Raw genomic sequence first — 13,478 nt, 5'->3', positions numbered from 1 at the left:
TAGTGTTATCTCCGGGCGCCGCCTGGCAGCTTATTTTACGCGGCGGATATAGTCGCTGAATGCGGACAACTGGCCGGTCAGGAAATCCCGTGTGCCTTGGTCAACCAGTTCACCCGCCTGCTCATCAACCTTATTCTGTATCACTCCCCCCATAAACTCAGGTTTGTTGATTACCATGGCATCCAGGAACACCAGGATCTGGCGTAGGTGATATTGGCAACGTGCGCCGCCAATCGGCCCCATTGAGCTGGTCTGGATCGCCACCGGTTTGCCGGCCAACGGTTGGTTAGGCAAACGGGACAGCCAGTCGATGGCGTTTTTCAGGCCACCTGGCACAGAGTAGTTATATTCTGGCGTTACGATGATCACGCCGTCAGCCTGGCGGATTTGTTCGGCAATGGCTTCTACCGTGGCCGGGAAACCCTCTTCTTGCTGGTGGTCTGCATCGTACAGTGGGATATCGCGTATGGAGGGAAGGGCTTCGATAGTGACACCCTGAGGAGCTAACTGAGGTAAAGCGCGTGCGACTATGGCGTTATAAGAGCCTCTACGCAGGCTCCCCAGTAGCGTGACGATCTTTAGTGCTTGCTCTGACATTTTGATTCTCCCTTTTCTGATGAACAGACTCAGCTTAGAACAACCAGCAGATAATAGGGCAAATAGGTGATGTATCCTAGGCAGAGTCTAAGTTTTTATCTGTTTTTACAATTCAAAGCAGTAAATCATGCGTTAAGGAAAGTTTTGTTTTGTATATTCCCCCGAAGACAGACGTTAAATCGGTGCTTTCAACGTGTAACAGAAGCGAGGCTGGTCAATTTCAAAAAGTGCGTGGAGGGAGGTGGGTTACGTGATGAAATTTCGTCGCATTTCTGTAAGCCCTGGCTTTCGTCATATTGCCAGCAGATCAGCCGATCCAAGCCAGGCTGATGGGCACAGGCCCAGCTGAGATACTCACCTGCATCACTCATGACGTGCACGTTGGGTAGGGTGTTGCAACGTAATTGGCCGGAAAAAGGGTGCAAATTCAGCAAACCCTGGCCGCTGTTACCCAAGCCGGCCAGTTTCAGCACGCATTGGCGAATGCTCCACAGCTGGGTTTCAGCTTCCAAACGGTCGTGCTGTGCCGCAATCCAGGCGTTCTCTGTGGTGCTGGAGTATTGATGCAGCAGGTTGTGACTCCGCGCGCGCATCACCTCAATATCCAACCCTACCTTGCCTTCCAGGCTCAGTAGCACGCCTATGGTATTGCCAGCATAGGCGAGGCTGAAGTCAGGTAGATGATGATCGGCAAAGCACGGTCGCCCGGTCGGTGCCGTAGCAATGGGGGGAAGTACCGGGATACCATACAAATAAAATATCATTTCGGCCAACAGGATCCGGCCTTGCAAAAAACGCCGACGGCGCTTGACGGAGAAGCTAGCAGTTCTTTCGATCAGGTCTTTAGGTAGCCGATGGGTCTCTAAACGCTCTGCAACCGTATCCCATCGGATAAAATGACAAGCCATTGTTCACTCCATGACCGAGGCTCATAAAAAAACTGGAGTGCTAGAGTAAGCATTACGTTAAGATTTTTCATTAAGAATTCGCATGATCTTTTTCTTAATTATTCTTCTGTTGAATGAAAAAACAGCGGAGTGGCAGGAGTGCGGCGCGGGGCAGACTTTGGCGGGTGTAAAAATAAAGCCAAGCATAAACAGTGAGTTAATGCTTGGCTTTGGACGCTGAAGAGGTCGTGTATCTGAACCTTGGGTTACTTACCAATACAGAAGCTGGAGAAGATGCGCCCGAGCAGGTCATCGGAGGTAAACTCCCCGGTGATTTCGCTCAATGCCTGCTGTGCCAACCGCAGTTCTTCGGCCAGCAACTCCCCCGCGTAAGCGCTCACTAACTGTTCTTTACCCTGCACCAGATGCTGTGCCGCCTGCTCCAGTGCTTGCAAATGACGGCGGCGGGCCAGGAAGCCACCTTCCATATTGCTGGTGAAGCCCATGCTCTGCTTCAGATGGTCACGCAGCAGGTCGATCCCCTCACCGGTACGCGCCGACAGGCGAATAAGTGAGTGACCATTTACTTCGCTCAGGCCCAATGCCTCGCCGGTAATGTCGGCCTTGTTGCGCACGACGGTGATCGGCAAAGTGCTGGGTAGACGTGCCATAAATTCTGGCCAGATCTCGGCGGGTTCGGTGGCGTCGGTGGTGGTGCCATCCACCATAAACAGCACGCGATCCGCCTGTTCGATCTCGTTCCAGGCACGTTCGATGCCGATACGCTCAACTTCGTCGCTGGCTTCCCGCAGCCCGGCGGTATCGATAATGTGCAGTGGCATGCCATCGATATGAATATGTTCGCGCAACACATCGCGCGTGGTACCTGCAATGTCGGTGACGATAGCCGCTTCACGCCCTGCCAGCTCATTGAGCAGGCTCGATTTGCCAGCGTTGGGCCGCCCGGCGATCACTACCTTCATCCCTTCACGCAGCAGGCTGCCTTGACGCGCTTCGGCCCGTACGCCGTCCAGATCGGCCATCACGCCGTTCAGCTGAGCTTCGATTTTGCCGTCCGAAAGGAAGTCGATCTCCTCATCCGGGAAGTCGATCGCCGCTTCTACATAGATGCGCAGGTGAGTGAGCGCTTCCACAAGCTGATGGATACGGATGGAAAAAGCGCCTTGCAGCGAGTTCATCGCTGAACGGGCTGCCTGTTCGGAACTGGCATCAATCAGATCGGCAATGGCTTCAGCCTGGGCTAAATCCAGCTTGTCATTGAGGAAAGCGCGCTCCGAGAACTCTCCTGGGCGGGCAATCCGCACGTCTGGCAGCGCCAACACGCGCTTGAGCAGCAGATCGAGGATCACCGGCCCACCGTGGCCCTGTAGTTCCAGCACGTCTTCACCGGTAAAGGAATTGGGGCCGGGGAACCACAGTGCAATCCCCTGATCCAGCGTGCTGCCTTCGGCGTCACGGAACGGCAGATAATCGGCATAACGCGGCTTGGGCAGTTTACCGAGTACCGCCAGGGCAACGTCCTTGGCTCCGCGGCCTGAAATGCGCAGGATGCCGACACCGCCGCGTCCGGGCGGAGTAGCAAGAGCAGCGATGGTATCGGTGGTGTTCATAGCGGTTTATCTCTCTGACAATATGCAAAAAGGCGGTCTAATGACCGCCTCTACTGGCAACGTGGCTGGTGTCGTAGGGGCACTGGCCCCTACGGATGTTGCCTAAAACAAGACTAGACTTTCTTCTTGTCGCGGCTGTGCAGACCACGTTTTTCCAGCCCGCGGTAAATCAGCTGCTGCTGGACGATGGTCACCAGGTTACTGACGATATAGTACAGCACCAGACCAGACGGGAACCACAGGAAGAACACTGTGAAGATCACCGGCATAAAGGTCATGATTTTCTGCTGCATCGGGTCAGTCACGGTGGTTGGTGACATCTTCTGGATGAAGTACATGGTCACACCCATCAGCACTGGCAGGATGTAGTACGGGTCTTGCGCCGACAGGTCATGGATCCACCAGATGAACGGCGCATGACGCAGCTCAACCGAGCCCATCAGCATGTAGTACAGGGCCAGGAAGATTGGCATCTGGATAACCAGCGGCAAGCAACCCCCTAACGGGTTCACCTTCTCAGCTTTGTACAGCGCCATCATTTCCTGGCTCATACGCTGCTTGTCATCACCGATACGTTCACGCATCGCCTGCAGTTTTGGCTGCAGCATGCGCATTTTGGCCATCGAGGTGTACTGCGCTTTGGTCAGCGGGTACATGATGCCGCGCACGATGAAGGTGATGATGATGATCGAGAAGCCCCAGTTGCCGATGAAACTGTGAATGAACTTCAGCAGTTTGAACAGCGGTTGGGAGATGAACCACAGCCAGCCGTAATCAACGGTCAGATCCAGATGCGGTGCCAGTTGGGCCATCTGATCTTGCAGCTCCGGGCCAACCCACAGGGTTGCATTCAGCTGCTTCTCAGCACCTGGCTGTACAATTACTGGCTCAGCTTTAAAGCCGATGGCAGACAGGTTGGTACCTGGCTTAGAGGTATAGAACGTGTTGACGCCCTGAGTCTGCGGCACCCACGCGGTGGCGAAGTACTGTTGCAACATCGCAATCCAGCCGCCCTGGGTGGTGACGTTCAGATTCTCATCCTTGTCGAACGCATACTTTTGGTATTTGTTGTCGCTGGAAGAGTAAGCCGCACCACGGAAGGTATGCAGCGCAAAGTTGTTGCTGCCGGTGTCACGATGCTTAGGCAAGTCGGTGGTCTGCTTCAACTGGCCAAACAGGGTCAGTTCCAGCGGAGTCGCGCTTTTGTTGACGATGGAATAGTCCACGCCAACGGCATAATGGTTACGCTTGAGCACAAAGGTCTTGGTGAAGACCGAGCCGTCTTTGCCGGTAAAGGTCAGCGGAATACGCAGTTCATCCTGGCCATCAGCCAGCGTGAAGGTATCCTGCGCCGCCTCAAACAGAGGACGCTCGCCGTTTGCCGGGTTATCCGGGCCGTCTCTGCCCGTCAGGCCGCTTTGTGCCTGGTAGACGAATGACGGAGTGGATTCCAGCAGCGTAAATGGAGTCGATGAACCCAGGGTATCCGGGTAGGCCAACAGTTTAGCCTGCTCGATATCGCCACCACGGGTATTGATGGTCAGCGACAGCACGTCAGTGTTAACGGTGATCAGTTTACCCTGGCCACTGCCTGGTACAGCTGAACTTGCGGCATCACCGGTTGCTGGGTTCGCAGTCTGTTGCGTGGTCTGGGTGGCTGCTGGTTGCGGAGCGTTGTCCACTTGCCAGGCCTGCCAGATCATGAAAGACACGAACAGCAGAGCGATGAGGAGAAGATTGCGTTGCGAATCCATCGTTAGTGTTCTCTGTTATCGTCGGTTTTCGGCGGCACGGGATCATCGCCACCTGGGTTCAAAGGGTGGCATTTTAATACGCGTTTCAATGTCAACCAACTGCCTTTTAACATGCCAAACCTGCGTAATGCCTCAATTGCGTAATGAGAACATGTCGGCTGGAAGCGACAACGTGGCCCAAGCAGCGGGCTGAGCACGAGCTGATACGCCCGAACCAGCCCGATCAGGATGCGGGAGCCTGGCGACAGTGGCGACGCCATAATTTTTCCAAAGCTTCCGTCAGTGCACGATTATCCAAATCCGCTATCCCTTTTTTGGCCACCACCACAAAATCCATCGCCGGTAGTTCGTGCTGACGTAAACGGAAGCTCTCGCGGGTTAGGCGTTTGATCCGGTTGCGTTCATGCGCGCGCTTGACGTGTTTTTTGGCGACGGTAAGACCGATGCGGGGATGCCCCAGCTGGTTCAGGCGGCCGAGGATGGTGATTTGCGGCGTGCCAGCCCGTTGTGGCTGCTGGAAGACGAAAGTGAAATGAGTGGGAGTTAACAAACGTAACTCCCTAGGAAAAGCGAGCTTAACCACTCAGCGGGTTAGCTTTTATTACTTAGAAACAGTCAGACGAGTACGGCCTTTCGCACGACGGCGGGCCAGAACTTGACGACCATTCTTGGTGGCCATACGAGCACGGAAACCGTGGCTACGGTTACGCTTCAGTACGGACGGTTGGAAAGTGCGTTTCATAGCGATTTCTACCTAAACTTAAATGAAATACTGATAAGTCAAATGCGTTTGGCTACTCGGCGTGAAGATGACCGACGCCTCAATCGCAATACATAAAGAGGCGGGATTGTAATAATTGTACAGTCCTGAGTCAATTCACATCGCGCTAGCCTACCTGGTTGTCTGCCAATTCGGAGTAAAATCCGGTGTTGGCCCGTGGTCACCGCAGAATCCTGTCTTGGCTAAATGACTCACCATTAAGGAACCAGGTATCACACGTGGGCGAAGATTATACGGACTCGGGGGTAAATCACAAGGATCTCCGTACGATCCTGCGTGTTTTCTGCAAGGATCCGCGTGGATAACCAGGTATAACCTGTGAAAGGTGCTAAAACCCGGCCCCACAGGCTCAGATCTCATCGGTGTCGATCCAGGGCTGGTTAAAAACTGGCCACTCTTCACGGGCTGTGGATAAAATGGATCTAATCTGTGATGAAGGGGAGGATCTCTTGCGCAGATTGCGCTATGATCCGTCATTCCGATCGCGATCCCAAATCAGGATCGTTAAGGGCATAAACCGTGAAAGGCGGTTCGCATACCCTACAGGTTTTTCAGCCAATACCGGGCGTGTGTCAAAAATCATGAGTTATAAAAAAGTAGCCTGATTCTTTTCTTTTTATTGATCTTGTTCGAGTGGAGTCCGCCGTGTCACTTTCGCTTTGGCAGCAGTGTCTTGCCCGATTGCAGGATGAGTTACCTGCCACAGAATTTAGTATGTGGATACGCCCATTGCAGGCGGAACTGAGTGACAATACCCTGGCGCTGTATGCGCCCAATCGTTTTGTGCTGGATTGGGTTCGCGATAAGTACTTAAACAATATCAATGGCCTGTTGAATGATTTCTGCGGTACGGATGCGCCGCTGTTGCGTTTTGAGGTGGGCAGCAAGCCACTGACACAAACCCTCAGCCAGCCCGTGATGGCCAGCGTCAACAGCGCTCCGGTTGCCCCTGTGGTGCGCACGGCTGCACCGTCCCGCCCAAGCTGGGACAATGCGGCACCGCCGCCTGAGCTGTCCTATCGTTCCAACGTCAACCCCAAGCACACCTTCGATAACTTCGTTGAGGGTAAGTCTAACCAGCTGGCTCGTGCTGCGGCGCGGCAGGTGGCAGACAATCCGGGGGGCGCTTATAACCCACTGTTCCTGTATGGCGGTACCGGCCTGGGTAAAACGCACCTGTTGCATGCGGTAGGCAACGGCATCATGGCGCGTAAGGCCAATGCCAAAGTGGTGTATATGCACTCGGAACGCTTTGTGCAGGACATGGTCAAGGCGCTGCAAAATAACGCCATTGAAGAATTCAAACGCTACTACCGCTCGGTGGATGCGTTGCTGATCGATGATATTCAATTCTTTGCCAACAAAGAGCGTTCACAGGAAGAGTTCTTCCATACCTTTAACGCCCTGTTGGAAGGTAATCAACAGATCATCCTGACCTCGGATCGCTATCCAAAAGAGATCAACGGGGTGGAAGATCGTTTGAAATCCCGCTTCGGCTGGGGCCTGACGGTGGCGATCGAGCCGCCGGAACTGGAAACCCGCGTCGCGATCCTGATGAAAAAGGCCGACGAGAACGATATCCGTCTGCCGGGCGAAGTGGCGTTCTTTATCGCCAAACGCCTGCGTTCCAACGTGCGTGAGCTCGAAGGGGCGCTGAACCGGGTGATCGCCAACGCCAACTTTACTGGCCGCGCCATCACCATCGATTTCGTGCGTGAAGCGCTGCGGGATCTGCTGGCGTTGCAGGAAAAACTGGTCACCATCGACAATATCCAGAAGACGGTGGCTGAGTACTACAAAATCAAAATCGCGGACCTGCTGTCTAAACGGCGTTCGCGCTCGGTTGCCCGCCCGCGCCAGATGGCGATGGCATTGGCAAAAGAGCTCACCAACCACAGCCTGCCAGAAATCGGCGATGCGTTTGGTGGCCGCGACCATACTACGGTGTTGCACGCCTGCCGGAAGATTGAGCAGCTGCGTGAGGAAAGTCACGACATCAAAGAAGATTTCTCCAATTTAATCAGAACATTGTCGTCATAGCCCATATGAAATTTATCGTTGAACGTGAGCATCTGCTAAAACCGCTGCAACAGGTGAGCAGCCCACTGGGTGGCCGCCCGACGCTGCCAATTCTGGGTAACCTGCTACTGCAGGTGACGGAAGGTTCCCTGTTGCTGACAGGTACCGATCTGGAGATGGAGATGGTGGCCCGCGTTGCCCTGTCTCAGCCCCATGAAGCGGGCGCGACGACCGTCCCCGCGCGTAAATTCTTTGATATCTGCCGTGGCCTGCCGGAAGGGGCTGAGATTACGGTGATCCTCGAAGGCGACCGTATGCTGGTGCGTTCTGGCCGCAGCCGCTTCTCGCTGTCCACGCTGCCGGCGATAGACTTCCCGAATCTGGATGATTGGCAGAGCGAGGTGGAGTTCACCTTGCCGCAGGCGACGTTAAAGCGCCTGATCGAAGCCACCCAGTTTTCGATGGCTCATCAGGATGTGCGTTATTACCTGAACGGTATGCTGTTTGAAACCGAAGGGGAAGAGCTGCGCACCGTGGCTACCGACGGCCACCGCCTGGCGGTGTGTTCGATGCCGATTGGCCAGCAGTTGCCTACTCATTCGGTGATCGTGCCGCGTAAAGGGGTGATGGAGCTGGTCCGCTTGCTGGACGGTGGTGATACGCCGCTACGGGTGCAGATTGGCAGCAACAACATCCGCGCTCACGTCGGTGACTTTATCTTCACCTCCAAGCTGGTTGATGGCCGTTTCCCTGATTATCGCCGCGTATTGCCGAAAAATCCGGACAAAACGCTGGAGGCGGGCTGTGACCTGCTCAAGCAGGCGTTTGCCCGTGCGGCCATTCTGTCGAACGAAAAGTTCCGCGGTGTGCGCCTGTACGTCAGCCAGAACCAGCTCAAGATCACCGCCAACAACCCGGAACAGGAAGAGGCGGAAGAGATCCTCGATGTCAGCTATGATGGCACCGAGATGGAAATTGGTTTCAACGTCAGCTATGTGCTGGACGTGCTGAACGCGCTCAAGTGTGAAGATGTGCGCCTGCTGCTGACCGATTCCGTTTCCAGCGTGCAGATCGAAGACGGTGCCAGTAAGTCTGCCGCCTACGTCGTCATGCCAATGCGACTGTAGAAATTATCGGGCTATCTTACTTGCCCCTTTGCGATTGGGCAGTGCTCGCAATCCTCACGTACTTTAAGTACGCTGCGGTTGCTGTGCGCTGGCTGCACGCAAATGACCTGCGACGATAACGCCCTGGATTGTTAGATGATTAAGACAACTACAGTATGGCTCTGACGCGCTTACTGATTAAAGATTTCCGCAATATCGAAGCTGCCGATCTGGCGCCTGCGCCGGGGTTTAACTTCCTGGTGGGGGCCAACGGCAGCGGCAAGACCAGCGTGCTGGAGGCGGTGTATACCCTTGGCCATGGGCGCGCATTTCGCAGCCTGCAGGCCGGGCGAGTGATCCGCCACGATCAGCCGGAGTTTGTGTTGCATGGCCGGATCGAAGGCAGCGGGCGCGAATTATCGGTAGGACTGAGTAAAAGCCGTCAGGGTGACAGCAAAGTGCGCATCGATGGCAGCGATGGCCATAAGGTGGCAGAGCTGGCACAGCTACTGCCCATGCAGTTGATCACCCCCGAAGGTTTTACCCTGCTTAATGGCGGGCCGAAGTATCGGCGTGCCTTCCTGGACTGGGGTTGTTTTCACAACGAACCCGGTTTTTTCACCGCCTGGAGCAACCTGAAAAGGTTACTGAAGCAGCGCAATGCCGCGCTGCGCCAGGTCAATCGCTATGCGCAGATCCGCGCCTGGGATCAGGAACTGATCCCGTTGGCCGAGCGTATCAGCGAGTGGCGGGCAGCTTACAGCGATGCAATTGCCGCGGATATCACCGCGACCTGCGCGCAGTTTTTGCCCGAATTTGCCCTGAGTTTCTCTTTCCAGCGTGGCTGGGACAAAGAGAGCGACTACGGAGAGCTGCTGGAGCGCCAGTTTGAGCGCGACAGGGCGTTAACCTATACCGCGGTGGGGCCGCATAAAGCGGACTTCCGCATTCGTGCCGAAGGCACGCCGGTAGAGGATTTGTTATCGCGCGGTCAGCTTAAACTGCTGATGTGCGCATTGCGCTTGGCGCAGGGTGAGTTTCTCACCCGCCAGAGCGGGCGGCGTTGCCTGTATCTGATTGATGATTTTGCCTCCGAGCTGGACACCGGCCGTCGCCGGTTGCTGGCCGATCGCCTGAAAGCCACCCAGGCTCAGGTTTTTGTCAGTGCGGTAAGCGCTGAACAAGTAACCGACATGATGGGTGAAAAGGGCAAGATGTTCCGCGTGGAACAAGGTAAAATAGAGGTTCAACCACAGGACTAAAATGAGCGAGAAACGTTGATGTCGAATTCTTATGACTCCTCAAGTATCAAGGTATTAAAAGGGCTGGATGCGGTACGTAAGCGTCCGGGCATGTATATCGGTGATACTGATGACGGCACCGGTCTGCACCACATGGTATTCGAGGTCGTGGACAACGCTATCGACGAAGCACTCGCTGGCCACTGTAGCGACATTCAGGTGACGATCCACGCCGACAACTCCGTCTCGGTGCAGGATGATGGCCGTGGTATCCCAACCGGTATCCACGAAGAGGAAGGGGTGTCTGCGGCACAGGTCATCATGACCGTACTGCACGCCGGCGGTAAGTTTGACGACAACTCCTATAAGGTTTCCGGCGGTCTGCACGGCGTAGGCGTTTCGGTTGTTAACGCCCTGTCAGAAAAGCTGGAACTGGTGATCCGCCGCGAAGGCAAGGTCCATGAGCAAACTTACAAGCATGGCGAACCACAGGCCCCACTAAAAGTCGTCGGTGAAACCGACCAGACTGGGACTACCCTACGCTTCTGGCCGAGCTTCCAGACCTTTACCAATAACGTCGAGTTTGAGTACGACATCCTGGCCAAGCGCCTGCGTGAACTGTCGTTCCTCAACTCGGGCGTCTCTATTCGCCTGAAAGACAAGCGCAACGACAGAGAAGACCACTTCCATTATGAAGGCGGTATCCGTGCGTTTGTGGAATACCTGAACAAGAACAAGACGCCGATCCACCCAACGGTGTTCTACTTCTCAACCGTGAAAGACGATATCGGTGTGGAAGTGGCGCTGCAGTGGAACGATGGTTTCCAGGAAAACATCTACTGCTTCACCAACAACATCCCGCAGCGTGATGGGGGGACTCACCTGGCCGGCTTCCGTGCCGCGATGACCCGTACCCTGAACACCTACATGGATAAAGAAGGCTACAGCAAAAAGTCCAAAATCAGCGCCACCGGTGACGATGCGCGTGAAGGTCTGATTGCCGTGGTGTCGGTGAAAGTGCCCGATCCTAAATTCTCTTCCCAGACCAAAGACAAGCTGGTGTCTTCGGAAGTGAAAACGGCGGTCGAATCACTGATGAACGAGAAGCTGGTGGATTACCTGATGGAAAACCCAGCAGACGCCAAAATCGTGGTTGGTAAAATCATCGATGCGGCCCGTGCTCGTGAAGCGGCGCGTAAAGCGCGTGAAATGACCCGCCGTAAAGGTGCGCTGGATTTGGCTGGCTTGCCAGGCAAACTGGCGGACTGTCAGGAACGTGACCCGGCGTTGTCCGAACTCTACCTGGTGGAAGGGGACTCTGCGGGTGGCTCAGCCAAGCAGGGCCGTAACCGTAAGAACCAGGCGATCTTGCCGCTGAAAGGGAAAATCCTCAACGTTGAGAAAGCCCGCTTCGATAAGATGCTGTCCTCACAGGAAGTTGCCACGCTGATCACCGCGCTGGGCTGCGGCATTGGCCGTGACGAATACAACCCGGACAAACTGCGTTATCACAGCATCATTATCATGACCGATGCCGACGTCGACGGCTCGCACATCCGTACGCTGCTGTTGACCTTCTTCTATCGTCAGATGCCGGAAATCATCGAGCGTGGCCATGTGTATATTGCCCAGCCGCCGTTGTACAAGGTGAAAAAAGGCAAGCAGGAGCAGTACATCAAAGACGACGAAGCGATGGATCAGTATCAGATTTCCATCGCCCTCGACGGCGCGACCCTGCACACCAACGGTTCTGCACCAGCCTTGGCGGGTGAGCCGTTAGAGAAGCTGGTGGCTGAACATTACGCCGTGCAGAAACAGATTGGCCGGATGGAACGCCGCTATCCACGCGCGTTGCTGAACAACCTGATCTACCAGCCAACCTTGAACGAAGACGATCTGAGCGACCGTGCCAAGGTGGAAAACTGGATCGAATCGCTGGTGAAATTGCTCAACGATAACGAGCAGCACGGCAGCAGCTACAGCTCGGTGCTGGTTGAAAACCGTGAGCGCCAGATGTTCGAACCGGTGCTGCGTATCCGTACCCATGGTGTGGATACCGACTACCCGCTGGACTTTGAATTTATCCGCGGTGGTGAATACCGCAGGATCTGCGCGCTGGGTGAAAAACTGCGCGGCCTGCTGGAAGAAGATGCTTATATCGAACGTGGCGAACGTCGCCAGCCGGTAGACAGCTTCGAACAGGCATTAGAGTGGCTGGTTAAAGAGTCGCGCCGTGGCCTGTCGATCCAGCGCTATAAAGGGCTGGGCGAAATGAACCCGGACCAGCTGTGGGAAACCACCATGGATCCCGATCAGCGGCGTATGCTGCGCGTAGCGGTGAAAGACGCTATTGCAGCCGATCAGCTGTTCACCACCCTGATGGGCGATGCGGTTGAACCACGTCGTGCCTTTATCGAAGAAAACGCCCTGAAAGCGGCGAATATCGATATCTAACGCCTTATTTGGCTATTAAAAATCCGCGCCGGTTCGCCCGCGCGGATTTTTTTATGCCGTTTTTAGCACTAACATGGCAAGCTGAAACGCGTTAGCATGAGAAAAAACCACTGGGAGACACTCGAATGGCTATTGAACTGATTGCAATTGATATGGACGGCACGCTGCTCAATCCGCAGCACCAGATTACGCCTGCGGTAAAGCAGGCGCTGACCGCCGCGCGCGCTAAAGGCGTGCATGTGGTGCTGGCTACCGGGCGGCCTTATGTCGGCGTGCAGGACTATCTGCGTCAGTTGGATATTCAGGGTGAGGGCGATTTCTGCATCACCTATAACGGTGCCTTGGTGCTGAAGGCGACAGACGGGGCTTGTGTGCTGCAAGAAACCCTCGGCTTTGACGATTATCTCTATTTTGAGCAGTTGGCACGGGAGTTCGGCGTTCATTACCAGGCGTTTGATTTCGATACCCTGTACACGCCGAATAAAGACATTGGCAAATATACCGTCCATGAATCCCAAATGACCGGTATCCCGCTGAAATACCGCAGCGTGGAAGAGATGGATCGCACTATGCGTTTCCCGAAGGTGATGATGATTGATGAGCCTGCCTTGCTGGACGATGCGATAGCCCGCTTGCCTTCAGAGGCCTGGGATCGCTACACCATCATGAAAAGCGCCCCTTACTTCCTGGAGATCCTGCATAAGAATGTGGATAAGGGAGCTGGTGTCAGAATGCTGGCCGAACATTTGGGTATCAAGCAGGAAAACGTGATGGCGTTAGGCGATCAGGCTAATGATATTGCGATGATCGAGTATGCCGGGATGGGCGTAGCGATGGGCAATGCTATTCCAGAATTAAAGGAAATTGCCCAGCACGTGACCGGCACCAATACCGAAGACGGCGTCGCACTGGCGATCGAGAAGTTTGTGCTGTAGTTGCCCCTCACCCCAACCCTTATGTCTTGATCCTGTCTCTTATACACATCTGACGCTGCCGACGATGCCAACT

12 protein-coding genes are annotated in these 13,478 nt (G+C 54.9%); 5 read left to right on the top strand and 7 right to left on the bottom strand.

The features are described from left to right. Positions 1 to 30: 30 nt before the first annotated feature. The 7 genes from JHD74_RS14835 to rpmH all read right to left on the bottom strand — a co-directional run bounded on the left by JHD74_RS14835 (position 31) and on the right by rpmH (position 5,611). Positions 31 to 597, bottom strand: a complete 567-nt coding sequence (locus tag JHD74_RS14835) for an NADPH-dependent FMN reductase (RefSeq protein ID WP_199062984.1) — start codon at positions 595 to 597, stop codon at positions 31 to 33. 188 nt (positions 598 to 785) lie between these two features. Continuing rightward, a complete protein-coding gene (locus tag JHD74_RS14830; protein ID WP_024527360.1) occupies positions 786 to 1,505 on the bottom strand; it encodes a 4'-phosphopantetheinyl transferase superfamily protein in 720 nt (239 codons plus the stop codon). A gap of 245 nt (positions 1,506 to 1,750) precedes the next feature. Next, complete coding sequence (gene mnmE / locus JHD74_RS14825; RefSeq protein WP_024527359.1) at positions 1,751 to 3,115, bottom strand: tRNA uridine-5-carboxymethylaminomethyl(34) synthesis GTPase MnmE; 1,365 nt, start codon at positions 3,113 to 3,115, stop codon at positions 1,751 to 1,753. 113 nt (positions 3,116 to 3,228) lie between these two features. Next, positions 3,229 to 4,869 (bottom strand): membrane protein insertase YidC, encoded by a 1,641-nt coding sequence (gene yidC / locus JHD74_RS14820; protein WP_074030826.1) that lies wholly within the window; start codon positions 4,867 to 4,869, stop codon positions 3,229 to 3,231. 2 nt (positions 4,870 to 4,871) lie between these two features. Further along, positions 4,872 to 5,129 (bottom strand): membrane protein insertion efficiency factor YidD, encoded by a 258-nt coding sequence (gene yidD / locus JHD74_RS14815; protein ID WP_025120915.1) that lies wholly within the window; start codon positions 5,127 to 5,129, stop codon positions 4,872 to 4,874. After that, positions 5,093 to 5,452 (bottom strand): ribonuclease P protein component, encoded by a 360-nt coding sequence (gene rnpA / locus JHD74_RS14810; protein WP_004950547.1) that lies wholly within the window; start codon positions 5,450 to 5,452, stop codon positions 5,093 to 5,095. The genes yidD and rnpA overlap by 37 nt, the downstream gene beginning before the upstream one ends. 18 nt (positions 5,453 to 5,470) lie before the next feature. Then, complete coding sequence (gene rpmH, locus JHD74_RS14805; RefSeq protein ID WP_004093983.1) at positions 5,471 to 5,611, bottom strand: 50S ribosomal protein L34; 141 nt, start codon at positions 5,609 to 5,611, stop codon at positions 5,471 to 5,473. A gap of 684 nt (positions 5,612 to 6,295) precedes the next feature. Here rpmH and dnaA point away from each other — a divergent pair. The 5 genes from dnaA to yidA all read left to right on the top strand — a co-directional run bounded on the left by dnaA (position 6,296) and on the right by yidA (position 13,405). After that, positions 6,296 to 7,690: a chromosomal replication initiator protein DnaA gene (gene dnaA, locus JHD74_RS14800; protein WP_021181394.1), complete on the top strand. Its 1,395-nt coding sequence runs from the start codon at positions 6,296 to 6,298 to the stop codon at positions 7,688 to 7,690. A gap of 5 nt (positions 7,691 to 7,695) precedes the next feature. Continuing rightward, positions 7,696 to 8,796, top strand: a complete 1,101-nt coding sequence (dnaN, locus tag JHD74_RS14795; RefSeq protein ID WP_021181393.1) for a DNA polymerase III subunit beta — start codon at positions 7,696 to 7,698, stop codon at positions 8,794 to 8,796. A 155-nt stretch (positions 8,797 to 8,951) separates the two neighbouring features. Next, positions 8,952 to 10,037, top strand: coding sequence for a DNA replication/repair protein RecF (gene recF / locus JHD74_RS14790; protein ID WP_021181392.1), 1,086 nt, complete (start codon positions 8,952 to 8,954; stop codon positions 10,035 to 10,037). Between the two features lie 18 nt (positions 10,038 to 10,055). Continuing rightward, the gene (gyrB, locus tag JHD74_RS14785; protein WP_024527357.1) at positions 10,056 to 12,470 is read left to right on the top strand and encodes a DNA topoisomerase (ATP-hydrolyzing) subunit B; all 2,415 of its coding nucleotides are present in this window, start codon (positions 10,056 to 10,058) and stop codon (positions 12,468 to 12,470) included. 125 nt (positions 12,471 to 12,595) lie between these two features. Next, positions 12,596 to 13,405 (top strand): sugar-phosphatase, encoded by an 810-nt coding sequence (gene yidA, locus JHD74_RS14780; RefSeq protein ID WP_196062652.1) that lies wholly within the window; start codon positions 12,596 to 12,598, stop codon positions 13,403 to 13,405. Positions 13,406 to 13,478: the final 73 nt, after the last annotated feature.

Origin of the sequence: Serratia sp. ASV30 (assembly GCF_016428815.1) — a bacterium.
In the GTDB taxonomy this organism is placed as follows: domain Bacteria; phylum Pseudomonadota; class Gammaproteobacteria; order Enterobacterales; family Enterobacteriaceae; genus Chania; species Chania fonticola_C.
The sequence above is the reverse complement of the archived record's forward strand: the minus strand, read 5'-3'. Positions and strand labels throughout refer to the sequence as shown.

What these genes read in the sequence shown, in the direction of transcription:
- rpmH (WP_004093983.1), bottom strand. Translation starts at nt 5,611, where the DNA reads ATGAAACGCACTTTCCAACCGTCCGTACTGAAGCGTAACCGTAGCCAC.
- JHD74_RS14830 (WP_024527360.1), bottom strand. Translation starts at nt 1,505, where the DNA reads ATGGCTTGTCATTTTATCCGATGGGATACGGTTGCAGAGCGTTTAGAG.
- recF (WP_021181392.1), top strand. Translation starts at nt 8,952, where the DNA reads ATGGCTCTGACGCGCTTACTGATTAAAGATTTCCGCAATATCGAAGCT.
- mnmE (WP_024527359.1), bottom strand. Translation starts at nt 3,115, where the DNA reads ATGAACACCACCGATACCATCGCTGCTCTTGCTACTCCGCCCGGACGC.
- dnaN (WP_021181393.1), top strand. Translation starts at nt 7,696, where the DNA reads ATGAAATTTATCGTTGAACGTGAGCATCTGCTAAAACCGCTGCAACAG.
- yidD (WP_025120915.1), bottom strand. Translation starts at nt 5,129, where the DNA reads ATGGCGTCGCCACTGTCGCCAGGCTCCCGCATCCTGATCGGGCTGGTT.
- JHD74_RS14835 (WP_199062984.1), bottom strand. Translation starts at nt 597, where the DNA reads ATGTCAGAGCAAGCACTAAAGATCGTCACGCTACTGGGGAGCCTGCGT.
- yidC (WP_074030826.1), bottom strand. Translation starts at nt 4,869, where the DNA reads ATGGATTCGCAACGCAATCTTCTCCTCATCGCTCTGCTGTTCGTGTCT.
- yidA (WP_196062652.1), top strand. Translation starts at nt 12,596, where the DNA reads ATGGCTATTGAACTGATTGCAATTGATATGGACGGCACGCTGCTCAAT.
- gyrB (WP_024527357.1), top strand. Translation starts at nt 10,056, where the DNA reads ATGTCGAATTCTTATGACTCCTCAAGTATCAAGGTATTAAAAGGGCTG.